The following is a 16,091-nucleotide window of genomic DNA, read 5'->3' as shown; positions in this document are numbered from 1 at the left end:
ATTTTTTTTTGTCTTTCGTGTTATTGAAATTGATGACTTTATTTATCCTGTTATGCCGTAACATACCGTCATTTGAAGGGTAGTGAAGGTATCCTGTTTGATACATTAAGTATTTTAAGAAGTGCATGGTGAATATTCTTAAGTCTTGTTTATCGCGTCTTTAGTTTAAGTGAATCGCATGCGTGGAAAACGAGAGAAACCTACTCGGTAGGACACTAGACTGTTTACAGAGTAGATTAGGTTAAAAGATTTTGTTCTTTGAGGGTGGCATAAAAATCAAAATAGCCATTATGTTCATTTTTTTCTGATATTTTAAATACGAGTTTCAAAAAAATGATGCTTAAACTAAACAATCAGCACTTTTGTAAAAGTGTTTTTAGAGAGCAAGCAATACACGACTGAATTTACAGAATGTAACCATATTTGATCTTTTACAACAAGATAGCGTGGAAAGGCATAAAAATTACGACTCTTTACTGAGGGCAGTGTACTCCTAGGGTTGGCAATAAACAACAGATGACTTTGATAAGGCTACAAAGCCAATCGGCATTTTTATTGTTTTTTGCGGGTTTATAAAATGCCTTGTTGTATACTTATTCTGTTTATTTTTGCCTTATCGTTAGAAGATTAAAGACATAAAGGAGAAAACGAGTTTTCCTCTTTCCGGTTGTTTTTTATTCGGCTTTAAAGCATCCACTGTAATATCTTTTAAAACATGGTGATTACGCATTGTTTTACATTTTGTTTCTTTTAGTCTTTAATGGAAGGCATTTTTCATGCAAAATAGGATACCTAGAATGCATTTGTGTTATAAATTTACGCGGCTTGTTTTAATGAAATTCCTCTTAAGATTTGTCGCACCCATTTCATGATAAGGACTATAATGGAGATTAATGGTAATGTTTCTTGGAAAAGTCTATTATGCATTCAATAAATATGACGGTGTACACTATGTACAATAGGGTGGATGAAGTTTAATTTTGGCGTATTGCACTAAAGTGTGCTGCTTGTTGGAGGGGGAGTGCTTTAGCGCCAAAAGGATGTAAGAATGCTTCTGCTTTACTGATGAGTGTATCTCGCTTTTTTTGGGTTTCTTTAATGCCGTAAAGGTGAACAAAAGTGGCTTTTTGTGCCGTTTCATCTTTCCCAGCCGTTTTTCCTAGGGTTTGCGTGTTGGCGGTGACATCAAGAAGGTCATCGGTTAATTGAAAAGCTAAACCAAGATAGGTACCAAAATCAGTAAGTTTTTCAGTTAATTCTTTAGATGCATTGCCAATGATGGCACCTGCTTGGCAAGCAAAGCTTATCAGGGCTGCTGTTTTCATGTGTTGTAGAGTGATGATGTCAGTACTTTCTTGCGGTCTTTTTTCAGCTTCAAGGTCCAGCATTTGTCCACCTAACATACCGCCAAGTCCTGCCGATTGTGCAAGAGATGTGATCAGCTTGATTCTAATATCTGTAGATAGATTACTAGCTTTATGGGCAATGATTTCAAAGGCAAATGTTAAGAGGGCATTGCCTGCTAGAATTGCTGTTGCTTCATCAAATGCTATATGGACGGTGGGTTTTCCACGCCGGAGTATATCGTTATCCATAGCGGGAAGATCATCATGAATGAGCGAATAACAATGGATACATTCTAAGGCACACGCAACATCAAGAGAATGTTCTACAGGGACATCAAAAAGTGCAGCACTTTGAATTACAAGAAAAGGACGCAAGCGTTTTCCACCGTTCAGCACACCATAGCGCATGGCTTTGATTAAATTTTTAGGGCGTGAAATTTCACCATTTTGGATTTGATCACTTAACAGGGTATCAAGCCGCTTTTCAACGGTATGTCCATGTTTTGCAAGAAGGGTGGTAAATTCGTGCATTCTTGCTTCCTTTGTTTTTACAAAAATGAAATTATGAAGTTTAAAGAGAAAGGTTGTCGCTTTTTCTTGTTTTCATAAATTGGCGTCGTTTTTTATTAAAAATCAACTTCTCTTTTTATCCGTATCTCTACTGTATGCGCAAATCCCTTTTTAAACCAAATAAAAATTGAATGAAGGGCTTATAAAAAAGCTTTCATTGGTGTATAAAATTCTCAAATTTTGCAGTGTTTTTGATATTCATTTGATTATTGTGACACCATTTTTGATAATAAGAAGGTCATTTTTAGTAAGAGGAGGATCATTTTGACATTGCCTCTTCTTTTTTATCAGTGTATAATATCTTCAAATTTTATGGTGTTTTTAAATGAAGCATTGTCATTTTTGACATTGCTTTTTCTGTTTTAATGGATTTGGAGTGTCTTTTTATGGCTGTACCTAAACGAAAAACCTCTCCAGCGAAGAGGGGCATGCGCCGTTCGGCTGATGCTCTGAAGGCGCCGACTTATATCGAAGATAAAAATTCTGGTGAATTACGTCGTCCTCATCACATTGATTTGAAAACGGGAATGTATCGTGGGCGTTCCGTTTTAGTAGTTAAAGACTGAGCGTTTTCTTTCTTTTCCAGAGGTCAACTTTTTTATTTCATCGATCAATGCACGCTTGGGGCGTGCATTTTCGCTTTAAGATGAATGTTGAGGTTCCCTTGCGTCGTCTTCTATCGATGTGGAATAGGGAATGTATCGTGGATGTTCCGTTTTAGAGGTTATAAAACTTTAGCGTTTTCTTTCTTTTCCAGTGGTGAACTTCTTTTATTTCATTAGTGAATGCATTGGGTAAGATGCGTTTTTCACTTTTTCTTGAGAACATGTGTGGGATAAAGTTTTGCTGTAGAGAAATGATTCTATTGTGGGAGATGATTTTCTTGTTTTCTTGAGAGGCTATAAGGGATTGCTTGTATCAGTGTCTTTTATGATGACTTCGTTAAGAGCTTGGGTATTGATATAAGTTAGCTCAGTAATAAAATCATTTTGTATCGCACTTAATCTTTATTGACTGTAGAGAGAATCCTATTAGACCGTAAAATATCGTCGTTTAAGGCGGTTGATCCATGTAAGGCTTTAAGCATACCGGTGTTTTTTATGAGAATATTTAAGGCAATGGTTTGTCTATAGGCTTATATTGTGACATGTGATTCTCCTTAAAAAAATAGAGATCGACATCACATTGATTTATAAAGATCATTTGTTGTTTTGCGCCTTGAATGGAAGGTCTATCGTAGGATTTTCTCATTTCAAATTTTCCCCCATGTTGAATCAATGACAATCACTTGCTTTTCGGTCACAAGTGGGGCTGGCATGTGGGTGAAAACTCTATAAAAAAGGAAAAATGTTTATAATGAATATTTTCAAATGTAAGAATTGTTGTAACATTGGGGTTAAGTGTATGCTGATGCCAGCGTGCTTTCTTATGAGCAGAAAAGAGAAAACCGTTACAAGACAGAAGGTGTACACATTCAATAACCTTTAGTGCTTTTTATGATAAAGGTATATGAGACTTTTCTATGAATATCACGCTGTATTTTCATGTTTTTGAACTAAGAATTGTCTATATATTTTTCTTATTTTTGTGAATATAAGGGATTTGTTGCGAACAGCTTGTAAAAATAAGTAAACTTAAAACCAAATATGTTATGTGTGGGGGTGAGCAAAGTATTTTATCAAAGCCGGTACGACTCTCCAGTTCATAGCTGGTTTATGAATGATTTTATGGTGTTGCTTACCTAAGTTTATGATTTTTTGTTATCTGTTCATAATTAGACAACATATTGATTTATATATATAATTCACTCATTTCAAATCTCTCTATCTAGAATCAATCAAAACCACTCGTTTGCACGTCACAAGTGGGATGAGTGTGTGGATAAAATTTGTATAAGAAAGAACTAAAAATGGTTCTTATGAAGAGTCTTAAGAGCCAAGGGTTGTCGCAACATTGGGGGCTAGCAAATATAATGATGGTGCCGGCTTGCTTCTTCATAAACGTAAAGATGGTGGTGCTCAATGGCTTTATCGTTATACCATTCATGGTCGGCGCCGTGAAATGGGCTTGGGTGCCTTGCGAGATGTTTTTTTAAAACAAGCCCGTGAATTGGCAACTGGATGGTGGGCTGTTTTACGTGAGGGGCGTGATCCCATTAAAGAACGTGAGAAACAAAAGCGTGAGGCAATGCGCAATCTCCATTATTTAAAAGATATCGTGTTGGATGCTTTTGAAAGCCGTAAAGCTGAATTAAAAAATGATGGTGAGGCTTGTGATTGGTTTTCACCCTTACACCTTTATATTTTCCCCAAATTAGGCTGTCTGCCTGTTTCAGAGATTACGCAAACAGAGATACGCAATACCCTTGCCTCTATTTGGCATACAAAAGCTGCAACAGCAGATAAAGCACTGAAGCGTCTTAATCTTTGTCTCAAACATGCGGTTGCATTGGGTGTGGATGTTGATTTACAAGCAACGATAAAAGCACGCGCGCTCTTAAGGTAAGCAACGTCATAAAACTATTAATAGACTAGCCATGGATTGGAAAGAAGTCACTGCCTTTTATCAGTTACTCTGTAAAACATAACATAACTGGCTTTGCGTTTGCTTGTCCTGATAGGCGTTCGTACTAATCCTTTGCGTCATATTCGTGAAGATCAGATTGAAGATGATAACTGGACAATTCCTGCTGAGAATATCCAATCTTTAGCGGTCTGTTTAAAATAGAGATTGAGACTTTTAAGAGTTCTATGAATCGTTCTAGATTTTTTGTGTTCGATTGGAATAAGAATATTGCGTATATCTCGTAATCTCTGAAATAAGAAACCTCATTTGGGAAAAATATGAAATTGAAAGGGGCAATGCTAACGTTCATTTTTATTGTTATTTTTTAAGTTAGTTTTACAGCTTTCAAAAGTATTTGGAATGCCTTTTACAGAATGGAGATGATGGTTTTAGTTCATGCTTTTTTTATCGCGTTCTTTAATGGGGGGAATGCTTCTCATGCAAAATAGAGCGCCCAAGACAAAATATCTTATGTTGTACTGTCACGCATTTTTTTAAAGGAATATTTTTCAATATTTGTGGCATCCATTTTATGACGGCGTTTTTGAATGTTACAATGGTTTTGTAGAAGGGGGTCAATGGTAAAGTTTCGGTGTAGTGTATAAACGGCACTATGATCTTTACGCTTAATAAAAAAGCAAGCCCCGCCCTTACACATCTTGCCAGATTCCAATGTTGGTATATCCTTTGGTGTTTGAGACAGTGTCTCGCTCTTTTTGTACAGTTTTTACCCACAGATCAACTCCACTTGTGATTGACAAGCAAGTGATTTGATTGCTTCAACATGAGAGAAATTTGAAATGAGAAATCTTACCATATTCAAGATTCTAATTTAATAATGAATAATGCTAGATTATGATGATTAATCAGTTTATTATCTATGAAGAAAGAAAATGAGGAAGAGGAATTTGTCGAAAAGTTAGATTGTTTATAGATTGGCGCTGGTTAAGAAACTTTGTCCTTAAGGGCAGAGAGGATGTTAAAAAATAAAACCAGCTTTTCGCTGGTTTTATCGAAATATCATCATTATGATGAAAGAGTGTATTATGCAGCGTAGACAGCTTTACTGTTTTCATCTGTTTCTTCTCTCTCAGTTTTAAACTCGCGTTCCGGCTTGTTGGAGAGATGCATCTCTATGAGATTGATAGCTTCTGTTTCAGAAAGACTATTAATAACCGCAATTTCGCGGGCCATTCTTTCAAGAGCAGCTGTATAAAGTTGGCGCTCAGAGTAAGATTGTTCAGGTTGTAGATTAGAGCGGAAAAGATCACGGACCACTTCAGCGATACAAATAAGATCTCCTGAGTTGATTTTAGCATCATATTCTTGTGCACGACGTGACCACATGGTCCGTTTAACGCGTGCTTTTCCGCGTAAAACTTTTAAGGCACGTTCGACAGAATCACTAGCAGATAATTTACGCATTCCAACGGAAAGGGCTTTTGCAATGGGGACTTTGACATCCATCTTATCTTTCGCGAAATGAATGACAAAAAGTTTTAATTTATGTCCTGCAACTTCTTGATCTTCAATCGCTATAATTTGTCCTACTCCATGCGTAGGGTAGACGATATATTCAGAGGTTGCAAATTCTTTGGTCTTGGAAGACGTTCCATGTTGGGATGCCATATTTTAGTTTACTCCCTTATGATCAACAAATGTATCGGAAAACAGGTTATAAACCTGAGGGTTGAGTTTTCTTTAACCAAGTATATTGTACCAATTAAGTGAGCATAAAAGCCGAGTACTTTTAAATCAAAAAAAAATACACCGCTTTACTATAACAAGCAAAGAAAAATACTTAGAAAGATGATCATGTTAAAATAACACTAACATCAAAATTTAAAAGAATCAATCATTTCGCTTAAGGATTTTTTATTTTTACAAGAGAAGTCTTTCAATCGTTGAAGGAGGAGAGTGTACACTTTATCATTACTCTTCGCCACTTCCTGGATTTTCTGAAAAATACTTTTCTAATTTATTTGGAACACCATCCATTTCTTTTGCTTGAGGAAGAGGATCTTTTTTGGTGGTTAGATTAGGCCATTTGTTTGCATAATGAAGATTGAGTTCTAACCACTTTTCTAATCCTGGTTCTGTATCAGGTAAAATCGCTTCTGCTGGGCATTCTGGCACGCAAACACCACAATCGATGCATTCATCGGGGTGAATAACAAGCATATTTTCCCCTTCATAAAAACAATCAACTGGGCAGACTTCAACGCAATCCGTATATTTGCAGTGAATGCAGTTGTCGGTTACTACGTGGGTCAAGATCAAACTCCATTTGTTACTTTAATTCTCTTTAGAGGAAAGTGTGTGCGTGTTTTTATGATTGGTGAGTTGATCGCGTAGTACAGCTAGTTTCGCAAAAGGTGAATCAGGATTAAGGCGCTTTTCTTTTTGAAAGGGCTTATGATTTGCATGTTTTCCTTGGGATTTGTGGAACTTATGAGAGCGTTTTGCTTGTGATGGTGCTTCTTGAGGGGAATTTTCATTTTTGTATTCCGCTTTTTTTACAGCGTTCTTCGATTTATTTTGCCACTTATTTCCTAATTTATCACGTTTTTTTTGTGCATGGTGGGGGAATTGATGCTTATAATGCCATAACAAAATAACTTTATCTTCTTCTGTAGAGCGCGGGGATTTGGCAAAATTCCCAACAGGTTCAGCTGCTGGTAAACGATTGGTTTTATGGAGATGTTTTTCAATACCAGAGGATGAAGTGTTTGGGAATGAGGTATTTTTTTCTTCTCGTGTTGTTTCTAAATCGCTTATTGTTTGCCATTGACTTCCAACGCATTCTGCTGCAGGAACATCTTGCATTGCCCTATTGACAGGGGAAGAGGCTTGGTGTGCAAAGAGATTTTGTTCAAAAACAGTATTGCTTATGCTGTACGATTGATAACCAAGTCCTTTGAGGATTTCTTCCATATCGTTTCCATTGGCCCCAAGAATGGACATCATGGCTGGTGTAACAAAAAAACTTTTGCCATCATAGGCTCCATCGGGTTTAGGATCACTTCCTTGTTTCCAATGAAGTGCGGGACGGATGAGATTGGCAAGACGTTCTAAAATATCAATCCGTACAGCACGTTGTCCTAAGATTCGGTAGCCGGCTAATTGATAAAATTGGCGGTTATAGGTAGGGTCAACAATTAAAGAGGTTCGACCAGCAGATAATGCTGAAAAAACTTCACCCAAACCAGTTTGATCTTGTCCCGCATTTTGAAGATTCCACAGGAGAGTAATGGCTTGAACCGGAGCAGGTTTAAGCATTCCGGCAACATAGATATGAAAAGCGCCAAAACGCACGCCTAGACGCCGAAGAACGGCACGTGATTCTTGCGCAAGGTTTTTGACAATGTCTAAGACTTCGCGGCGTGGTAAAATCCCTAAAGAGTTAAAAAGTTGTAAAGCAAGGCTGTTTGTTGAATCCGTTAAATTATCAGCATTGCGCAAATCAAACAGGGGTTTTAAAGTCGTTTCAAAATGAAAGGTGACAAAGCGTTCTAATCGTTTCACAACGTTATTGCGGGATTCTCCCGTGAGTTGTTCATCTGCTAAAACAATCAGTTTTGGTTTAAAAAAATCTTCTGTTGCTACAAGTTGTCCTACGGGTTGACCAATCCAGCGCACAATTCCATCAGAACTAAGGGTAAAATCTCCATTTGCAGAAGCACAAAAACGTGTCGCGCGTTTGGAAAAAGCAAGAATCAAATTCTCATTCTCTGTTGAAATTTGCTTCTCAGCTATTTGATCGGTACTGTTTTTGTTGGCATAAAAACGAAAACCTTCAAATTTACCCCTTCCGTGTTTTTCAATGAGAATATCATCTTGAAGAATCTCATTCTGTTGAACAATCTTGCTATCCATGATCATTTTCTTTCTCAGTGTGACACTGGTCAAAAGCTTTTTGCGACAATTTCATAATGGTGCTCTTTCTTTAACACGTTTGTTGCGTTTGCTTCAATCACTCTTGTCATTTTTTGCTGTTTCTTTGCGCCTTTAAAACTTGAATGATTCTTTTTTCATTCAGTTTTCATTCAGTTTGGATGCTTTATATTTGCAAATTACACTTATTAGTTGTATTGTAAAGCTAAAAGCATAAATAAATTCTTCAATTTAAAAGGAAACGGAACCGGTTATCAAAAAACGGCATTTCTTTTGCATGATCACTTTATTTTTTTGCTGTTTTGTCATGAAAAGTGAAGAGAAAGTTTTTTCAAATATTTCATAGGCTAAAAGGCATATTGTAAAGGCATTTTGCAGGTGAAATTGTGTCTTATGTCAAGAAGTTTTACCATGACAGTAAAAAAAACAATTGCGATTATAAAATTACACGTTAAAGTAGTGGTCACAGAAGTTAACAACTTTTGCGTTCTTTTTAAGCGAAGAACAATGATGTCGTTGCCAAATCAATTTTGATAATTTTAATCGCAAGGGGTTATTATGGGTAATCTTTCAAATGCTGTTTATAAAAGCAGCAAAAATTATAGCGATGCAGACAAAAGCTTAGGACGTAATATGATGCGTTCTGCTATGCAAGCACCTTATCTTGAACGACAAAAAGAGCATGATTTGGCTCTGCGGTGGAAAGACAAACGTGATGATGATGCCATGCATCAAATTGCAGCGGCTCATATGCGTTTAGTGATTGCTATTGCTAATCGCTTTAAACGTTTCAAAATGCCATTGGGGGATTTGGTACAAGAAGGGTATGTGGGACTATTGGAAGCAGCTGCACGTTTTGAACCTGATCGGGAAGTGCGTTTTTCAACATATGCAACGTGGTGGATACGCGCTTCTATTCAAGATTATATTTTGCGAAATTGGTCAATCGTTCGAGGGGGAACGAGTTCTTCGCAAAAAGCACTTTTCTTTAATCTTCGGCGTTTGCGTGCAAAACTGATACAAGATGATAGTGCTTTGTCAAAACAGGATATTTTTCGCACAATCGCTGAAAAACTCGGTGTTTCCGTGCGCGATGTTGAAACGATGGATTTTCGTTTTTCCAGTTCTGATAATTCCTTGAGTGTTTCTGTTTCTGAGAACAGTGATAATCCCATTGCTAAGATGGATGTTTTGGTGGATGATAGTCCTCTTCCTGATGCTTTAATTGAGCAAGTCATTGATGGTCAACGGCGTACACAATGGCTTTACGATGCGTTGCAAATTCTCAACGAACGGGAGTTGGAAATTATTCGCTTTCGTCGCTTAAATGAAGAGGGGGCGACTCTCGAAGTTTTAGGTGAAAAGTTAGGAATCTCGAAAGAGCGCGTGCGTCAAATTGAAGCTAGGGCTTTGCAAAAATTGCGTTCTGCTCTCCTTACGGTTCATTCAGAAGACGCTTACGATATATAAGCAGTGAAAGGCTTTGGGGGGGGAGGAAAGAGAATGTATTAAGTGGGGGCATATGAGAATATGATAAAGTCAGTTTTAGGGGGTGTTCATATTTGTTTAGGAATATGCCTCCTTGGGGGCGCTACTGATAAACAGAGGAAGATAGGGGGCTGTTAGTTGGAGGAAATATATATCAAACGGAGACCTATAAAGGCATGATGAAGTTGGATTTTAAAGTGTTCCTCTTTATTTTCGAATATGCTTTAAGGGGGAGGGCGTGATAGAGACAGAAAAGAATCAAAACTGTAACGGATGAGAAGAAAGGCTTATTCTGTAATAATTTTCACTTTTGTACCTGCGGGTAAAGTTTGCGTTGGTGAGAGGGCGTTGAGGATGCGAAAGAGTTTTTCTTTATATGGTGTGTATTGCATTTTATCTGCAAGATTGGCAACGGTTTCTCCTTGTTTAACACGGACAACACGGATTTTTAAGGGCTGCAATTTTTTTAACTGTGAAGATGAAAGAGAATGAAAGCTTTGTAGCGTTTTTTGGGCAACCTCTGCAAAATTTCGAGAATTATATGGAGCGGCCGTCAAAAAACGAAAGATGTGGTTGTTGAATGGAATGACAACCACATCAAATTGCCATTGATCATTGGTAGCATAGGCCCGCGCTCCAAGTAAACTTTGGCTTTGGGATTCTTGGCGCATAAATTCTTGATTGGGGAGCCCTTGAATTGTGATGGGGCGGATAGATGATTGATCTAGACCGATAATCCAGCCGCTTTTCAAATAATCACTCGCAGATATTTCAGCAGGATGTGGAATAGCATCAAAACGAATCGCAATTTTATCTGGTCCACTGGCCCAAACAGTGTGTGCTGAATGTTCTATTGTAAAATTGTTTGGAACAGAAAAAGCTATGCGCAATTGTGGGTGAATAAATTGGTTGCCTCGTACAAAACCTGTATAAAAGCCTCCTCCAAAAATTATGCCATCAATGCTTTTGAGAAAAGAATCATGATCGGATATTTTACTATTCCCTTTACTGATTTTACGCGCTTTTTCTATCGCAAGCCGAATGCGTTGAGGGGTAGTTGGGTGAGAGGCTAAAAAATCTAGAGAGGCATTTTGGGTGCCAGAGATATTACGAAAAGCACTGTAGGCTTCCATTGTTTGAAGAAAGCGTGGTGAAGCAAAAGGATCATATCCTGATTGTTGGAGCATTTCGAGCGCAAGGGAGTCAGCTTCCAGCTCTTGATTGCGGGAAAATTGCGCGAGTTGTTGCTTGTTTTGCATAGGGTTATGAAGTTTTTTGCCAATAGAAGAAAGAAGACGTGAAGACATGTGATTGGTCATCTTTAATTGGGCTTCTTTTTGCAGGCGTAAAATGCCATGATTGGCTCTGATATGTGCTATCTCATGGGCTAAAATGGCTGCAACTTCTGAAGAATCATTGGCTAATGCCAGCATACCACGAGTGATGTAGATCGAGCCGTTGGGGAGCGCAAAAGCATTGATAGTTTCTGAGTTTAAAATTGTTACAGAATAGCTTTGATGAGAACTATGGGACGCAACTGCTAGTTTACGGACAATCTTTGCTAAAAGCTGTTCAAGTTTTGCATCATGATAAGCGCCACCATACATTTGCAAAATACGTGGGTGTTGCAGAGCGCTTAATGTGACATAGATATTGTGGTTGTTGGTACGTTTGATCGTTTTAGAAGAAGTGGAAGAAAGCCTATCATTTTGAGAAAGTGGTGTATGACAAGCCGAAAGGAGAAACGTTAGACTTATGAAAGTTGCTTTATACAGGCAAGAGCGAAAAAGAAAATTGCGGTGAAAAATGGGGTGCGTTGGACCATGGTGCACATTATTTCTGCAGAGTAATTTGGCAAATTGCATTTGTATCTTTGTATCGTATGTTTTTTTAAGAAAGGCATTAGGGATAAGGATTCGTTTGGCTATATCATGCTTTTTGTTTATAAAAAATGACTCTCACTTATAAAAAGATGCACTGTAAAGAAAATTTTGTGAAAGGCAAAGTATGGCATGACAACATTTACGATATTATTAAATGGGGATGTTCATATCACTGATCGTTTGCTTAATCAAATTCAAAACAGTCGGGTAATTGCTGCTGATGGTGGTATGCGTCATGCGGCAGCGCTTAATGTGACGCCTGAGTTGTGGTTAGGGGATTTTGATTCATCAGATGAGAACTTAATACGTCAATATAGTCATGTTCCGCGTGAAGTTTTTCCCTCTGATAAAGATATGACAGATAGTGCTCTGGCATGTGAAAGAGCGCTGCAAAATGGCGCTAAAAAGCTTATTTTGTGTGGTGCTTTGGGAGGGGAGCGAAGTGATCATAGCCTTTCTCATATGACGCAAGCGTTGATGATGGCTGAAAGGGGTATTTCAGTGTTGTTGACAAGCGGTTTGGAAGAAGGTTGGCCGGTTTTGTCAAAACCTTGTTCGTATGATTTGCCTAAGGGATGTTTGTTTAGTATTATCGGTTTTTCTGATTTAAAAAGTTTGACTCTTAAAGGGGTAAAATGGCCAATTTGTGACAAAAATGTGTCATTTGGCTCTTCTTTAACACTTTCTAACCGTATTTGTGGAACCTTTTCTTGCCATTTAGGTTCTGGAAAAGCTATATTGTTAGCGTCTGTACCTATTCCATAAAGCTCTTCCAATATATTTTGAATAAGGCAGGGGGGGGCCTAGTGATGAAGTGCCGACATAAACGATATATGTATTGATCTTGAGAAGGAAAGGTTTTGATATGTTAAAATCAATTTTTAAAGTGGCCGTTGTTTCAGCCATTGGTTTCAGTTCAGTCGCTTGTACTACAAACGATGAACGCGTTGCACGTTACGGCGTAGGAGGAGCAGCAATCGGTGCTTTGGCTGGAACTGCTATTGCTGGAAGTACGCCTGGAGCAGCACTTACCGGTGCAGCATTTGGTGCTTTGGCTGGAACAGTAACAGGTGCAGCTGCAAATCAAAGAAAACAACAAAGACAGGTATCACAATTGTGCACGTATCGTGGTCGTAGAGGGCATGTTTACCAAGCACCTTGTGGACAGAGAGTCCCTGTACGGCAATTGTGTGCTTACCGTGATGCAAGAGGGGTGATGTATAAAGCACCTTGTCCGCGCCGCGTTCGTTAATGGCGGTGCCGCTTCTGCGGCTTGACCGCATTTTCTTAAATTTTGGAAAAACGCCTTTGCTCAATCAAGCTTCTTTATCGGTTGAGCAGGGGGCGCGTATTGCGCTGGTCGGCCGTAATGGTTGTGGAAAGTCGACCTTATTAAAAATTGCCGCAGGAATATTAGAACCTCATGGTGGCGAAATTTTTCGCCACCCGCGAGTAACGCTCCGTTATGTCTCACAAAATCCGGATTGTTCAGGATTTGAAGATATTAATGCTTATATGGAAGCGGGGCTGGATGATATATCTGATGTTCAGTGGATTAATACGCTTCGCACAAATTTAGGGTTTTCTGGGACGGAAAAATTGGAAACGCTTTCGGGAGGCGAAAAGCGGCGTGTTTCATTGTTACGGGCCATTGCTGCAAAACCCGATATTTTGTTCTTAGATGAACCAACCAATCATCTTGATTTACCAACTATTGAATGGCTGGAAGCTGTTTTGGCTTCTTTGCGTTCAGCGATTGTGGTGATTTCCCATGATCGACGATTTTTAGAAAATGTTACACGGTCAACGGTATGGCTTGATCGTGGCACAACCAAAAGACTGGAAAAGCGTTTTTCTGAGTTTGAAAATTGGCGTGATAAAGCACTGGAAGAAGAAGCCATCGAACAGCATAAATTGGGGCGCCAAATTGCTCGTGAAGAGCAATGGTTGCGTTATGGCGTGAGCGCACGGCGTAAGCGTAATGTACGGCGCTTAGGCGAATTAAAAGACTTAAGACAGCGTCATCAAACCTATAAAGGGCAGCCAGGAAATGCACTTTTGACAGCAGCAAAAAGTCATGATTCTGGGCAATTGGTGCTTGAAGCAAAGAAAATTTCAAAATCCTATGGTGATCGCATTATCGTGAAAGATTTCTCTTTGCGCATTCAGCGGGGTGATCGAATCGGTTTGGTAGGACCCAATGGAATCGGAAAGACAACGCTCCTTTCTGCATTAATTGGGCAAGAAGCCGTGGATAGTGGAACGGTGAGGCATGGCTATAACCTCTCTATGGCATTGCTTGATCAGCAACGTATTTTAAATGAAGAAGAAACTTTAGCGCATTATTTAACGGGGGGAAGAGGTGATACTCTTGTGATCAATGGGTTGGAGCGGCATGTGGTTTCTTATATGAAAGACTTTTTATTTTTACCGGAACAAGCTCGCACTCCCCTTAAAGAATTTTCAGGGGGAGAAAGAGCACGCCTCATGCTTGCACGACTTCTTTCTCGTCCTGCAAACTTTTTGATTCTTGATGAACCGACCAATGATTTGGATATGGAAACTTTGGATTTGTTGCAAGAATTTATTGCTGATTTTGCGGGGACAGTATTGTTGGTCAGCCATGACAGAGACTTTTTAGATCGTACTGTAACGCATATGTTGGCACCTCAAGGTGATGGTCATTGGGTTTTGTATGCGGGCGGCTATAGTGATATGATGGCGCAAAACCAGCATGCTCTTCGCTTACAACGCAAAAGAACAGAATTATCGCAACGTAAAGCACCTTCAAAATCTCATGCGGGAGAGCTTTCAAAGCAGGACACATCAACAGATGATCGCTTGATAGGGCGGGAGAAAAAAACACGAAGTAAATTGTCTTATAAGCAGGTTTATGCATTGGAAAAATTGCCTGAAGAAATTGCTGTTTTACAGGACGAAATCAAAAAAATTGAGCAAGAACTCTCTGATCCAGCCCTTTATCGCAGTGATAAAGAGCGTTTTGAGCGTTTATCAACAACGTTGGAAAAAAAGAAAAATACTTGCACACAAAAAGAAGAAGAATGGTTAGAACTTGAAATTTTACGCGAAGAAATGGAAGCGTGTTCACGGTAATGTTTCAGATATTAATATCTAAACATTTTAATTCGTATTGCATCATCGCTTTTCTTTAATTTGTTACAAGAGTTTGTGGCTGATTTAGCGGGAACAGTGTTGTTGACGAGTTATGGCAGAGACTTTTTAGATTGCACTGTAACATATAGCATCTCAAGGCGATGGTCATTAGGATTTGTATATGGGGGGACAGTGATATGATAGCGCAAAACAAACATGCTCTGAGCTTACAAGGCAAAGAAACAAAACTACCTTTGCCGTGAGTTTTTTCAAAATTTCGTATATGGAAATATGCCAGTTCCATTGCATACCTTGCCAGTCCCCAATGTTGCTATAGCGCCCCTTGGAATTTGAGAGCATTCATAAGAAACATGCCCTTGTCTTTACCTTATATCCTAAATACACCACCCCCGCTTATGATGGAAAAGCAAATGATCCTCATTAATTCTAACGTAAGAAGTGTTGTGATGAGGAAAGCTTACTGTATTTGATGTTATAATTTAAGTTTAAAAATGATGATTTGTTAAGATAAATCAACGTGTTATTGCAACATTTCTAGGAGGAGAAAATGATGGCAATTAAAACAAAGCGAACAATTTCCACATTGATCAGTTTAGAAGATGCAGCTGAACTGTCTTCTTATTTCCTCCGTAATGCGAATCATCTGCGTCCTTTTGAACCTGTTAGATCTGATGGTTACCACAGCCTAACAGCTTGGGAAACACGAGCCAATGCATTTGCTTATGAAAGCGCACAGGGACAAGCATACCGATATGCTGTACGATTAAAAAATGAAAACACAGTCATCGGTGTTGTGAATTTTACAAATGTGGTTCGGGGTGTTTTTCAAGCCTGTCATCTTGGTTTTTCTCTTGATGAAAAATAACAAGGCAAAGGTCTCATGTTTGAGAGTTTATCGGCTCTAATACGCCATATCTTTCATGTTTATCATCTGCATAGAGTGATGGCAAATTATAGACCTGAGAACATAAAAAGCGAACGTTTATTAAAACGCCTTCATTTTGAAAAAGAAGGCTATGCCAAAGACTATTTGATGATTTCTGGAAAATGGAGAGATCACATTCTAACCTCTCGAATCAATGATCTTTATGAGTCCGTTAATAGATTCGAATAAAGTTTTGTTAAGGGTCTTTTTATCAAATGTGTAAATATGCTGCACTTTTCCCTATCCTAAAAGACGAAGATCCTTAACCACCTCTTCTTTTGTAAA

The 16,091-nt window shown here is 38.6% G+C and carries 11 protein-coding genes and 2 pseudogenes; 7 read left to right on the top strand and 6 right to left on the bottom strand.

Going from position 1 to position 16,091, the window contains the following annotated elements; translation table 11 throughout:
• Positions 1-974: 974 nt before the first annotated feature.
• Positions 975-1,877 (bottom strand): polyprenyl synthetase family protein, encoded by a 903-nt coding sequence (locus tag ACFINE_RS03175; RefSeq protein ID WP_375621012.1) that lies wholly within the window; start codon positions 1,875-1,877, stop codon positions 975-977.
• A gap of 425 nt (positions 1,878-2,302) precedes the next feature.
• Here ACFINE_RS03175 and rpmF point away from each other — a divergent pair, with 425 nt between their 5' ends.
• Both rpmF and ACFINE_RS03165 read left to right on the top strand, forming a co-directional pair.
• Positions 2,303-2,482, top strand: a complete 180-nt coding sequence (rpmF, locus tag ACFINE_RS03170; protein WP_005774555.1) for a 50S ribosomal protein L32 — start codon at positions 2,303-2,305, stop codon at positions 2,480-2,482.
• 1,387 nt (positions 2,483-3,869) lie between these two features.
• Positions 3,870-4,619 (top strand): annotated as a pseudogene (locus ACFINE_RS03165) (tyrosine-type recombinase/integrase); the annotation flags it as partial.
• 331 nt (positions 4,620-4,950) lie between these two features.
• Here the strand turns inward: ACFINE_RS03165 and ACFINE_RS03160 are convergent.
• The 4 genes from ACFINE_RS03160 to ACFINE_RS03145 form a co-directional block, all read right to left on the bottom strand.
• The gene (locus tag ACFINE_RS03160) at positions 4,951-5,139 is read right to left on the bottom strand and encodes a hypothetical protein (RefSeq protein WP_375621011.1); all 189 of its coding nucleotides are present in this window, start codon (positions 5,137-5,139) and stop codon (positions 4,951-4,953) included.
• A 386-nt stretch (positions 5,140-5,525) separates the two neighbouring features.
• Positions 5,526-6,110 carry a CarD family transcriptional regulator gene (locus tag ACFINE_RS03155; RefSeq protein WP_273790499.1) on the bottom strand — a complete coding sequence of 195 codons (585 nt, stop codon included), beginning with the start codon at positions 6,108-6,110 and terminating at the stop codon, positions 5,526-5,528.
• A 303-nt stretch (positions 6,111-6,413) separates the two neighbouring features.
• Complete coding sequence (gene fdxA, locus ACFINE_RS03150) at positions 6,414-6,755, bottom strand: ferredoxin FdxA (protein WP_015856977.1); 342 nt, start codon at positions 6,753-6,755, stop codon at positions 6,414-6,416.
• Positions 6,756-6,776: 21 nt separating this feature from the next.
• Complete coding sequence (locus ACFINE_RS03145; RefSeq protein WP_375621010.1) at positions 6,777-8,357, bottom strand: hypothetical protein; 1,581 nt, start codon at positions 8,355-8,357, stop codon at positions 6,777-6,779.
• A gap of 576 nt (positions 8,358-8,933) precedes the next feature.
• On the opposite strand from ACFINE_RS03145, the gene ACFINE_RS03140 reads away from it, so the two are divergent.
• A complete protein-coding gene (locus ACFINE_RS03140; RefSeq protein WP_015856975.1) occupies positions 8,934-9,845 on the top strand; it encodes an RNA polymerase factor sigma-32 in 912 nt (303 codons plus the stop codon).
• A gap of 305 nt (positions 9,846-10,150) precedes the next feature.
• On the opposite strand, the gene ACFINE_RS03135 is transcribed toward ACFINE_RS03140, so the two are convergent.
• Positions 10,151-11,728 carry a M48 family metalloprotease gene (locus ACFINE_RS03135; protein ID WP_375621009.1) on the bottom strand — a complete coding sequence of 526 codons (1,578 nt, stop codon included), beginning with the start codon at positions 11,726-11,728 and terminating at the stop codon, positions 10,151-10,153.
• A 147-nt stretch (positions 11,729-11,875) separates the two neighbouring features.
• Here ACFINE_RS03135 and ACFINE_RS03130 point away from each other — a divergent pair, with 147 nt between their 5' ends.
• The 4 genes and pseudogenes from ACFINE_RS03130 to rimJ all read left to right on the top strand — a co-directional run bounded on the left by ACFINE_RS03130 (position 11,876) and on the right by rimJ (position 15,995).
• Positions 11,876-12,511 carry a thiamine diphosphokinase gene (locus tag ACFINE_RS03130; protein WP_375621008.1) on the top strand — a complete coding sequence of 212 codons (636 nt, stop codon included), beginning with the start codon at positions 11,876-11,878 and terminating at the stop codon, positions 12,509-12,511.
• Positions 12,512-12,611: 100 nt separating this feature from the next.
• Positions 12,612-12,998: a hypothetical protein gene (locus ACFINE_RS03125; RefSeq protein WP_273790493.1), complete on the top strand. Its 387-nt coding sequence runs from the start codon at positions 12,612-12,614 to the stop codon at positions 12,996-12,998.
• Complete coding sequence (locus ACFINE_RS03120) at positions 12,998-14,860, top strand: ABC-F family ATP-binding cassette domain-containing protein (RefSeq protein ID WP_375621051.1); 1,863 nt, start codon at positions 12,998-13,000, stop codon at positions 14,858-14,860. Before ACFINE_RS03125 ends, ACFINE_RS03120 begins: the two co-directional genes overlap by 1 nt.
• Positions 14,861-15,431: 571 nt before the next feature.
• Positions 15,432-15,995: pseudogene (gene rimJ, locus ACFINE_RS03115) on the top strand (ribosomal protein S5-alanine N-acetyltransferase).
• Positions 15,996-16,091 lie beyond the last annotated feature (96 nt).

The organism is Bartonella sp. AA97HXZ (assembly GCF_042196985.1).
Classification (GTDB): Bacteria; Pseudomonadota; Alphaproteobacteria; order Rhizobiales; family Rhizobiaceae; genus Bartonella.
The sequence above is the reverse complement of the archived record's forward strand: the minus strand, read 5'-3'. Positions and strand labels throughout refer to the sequence as shown.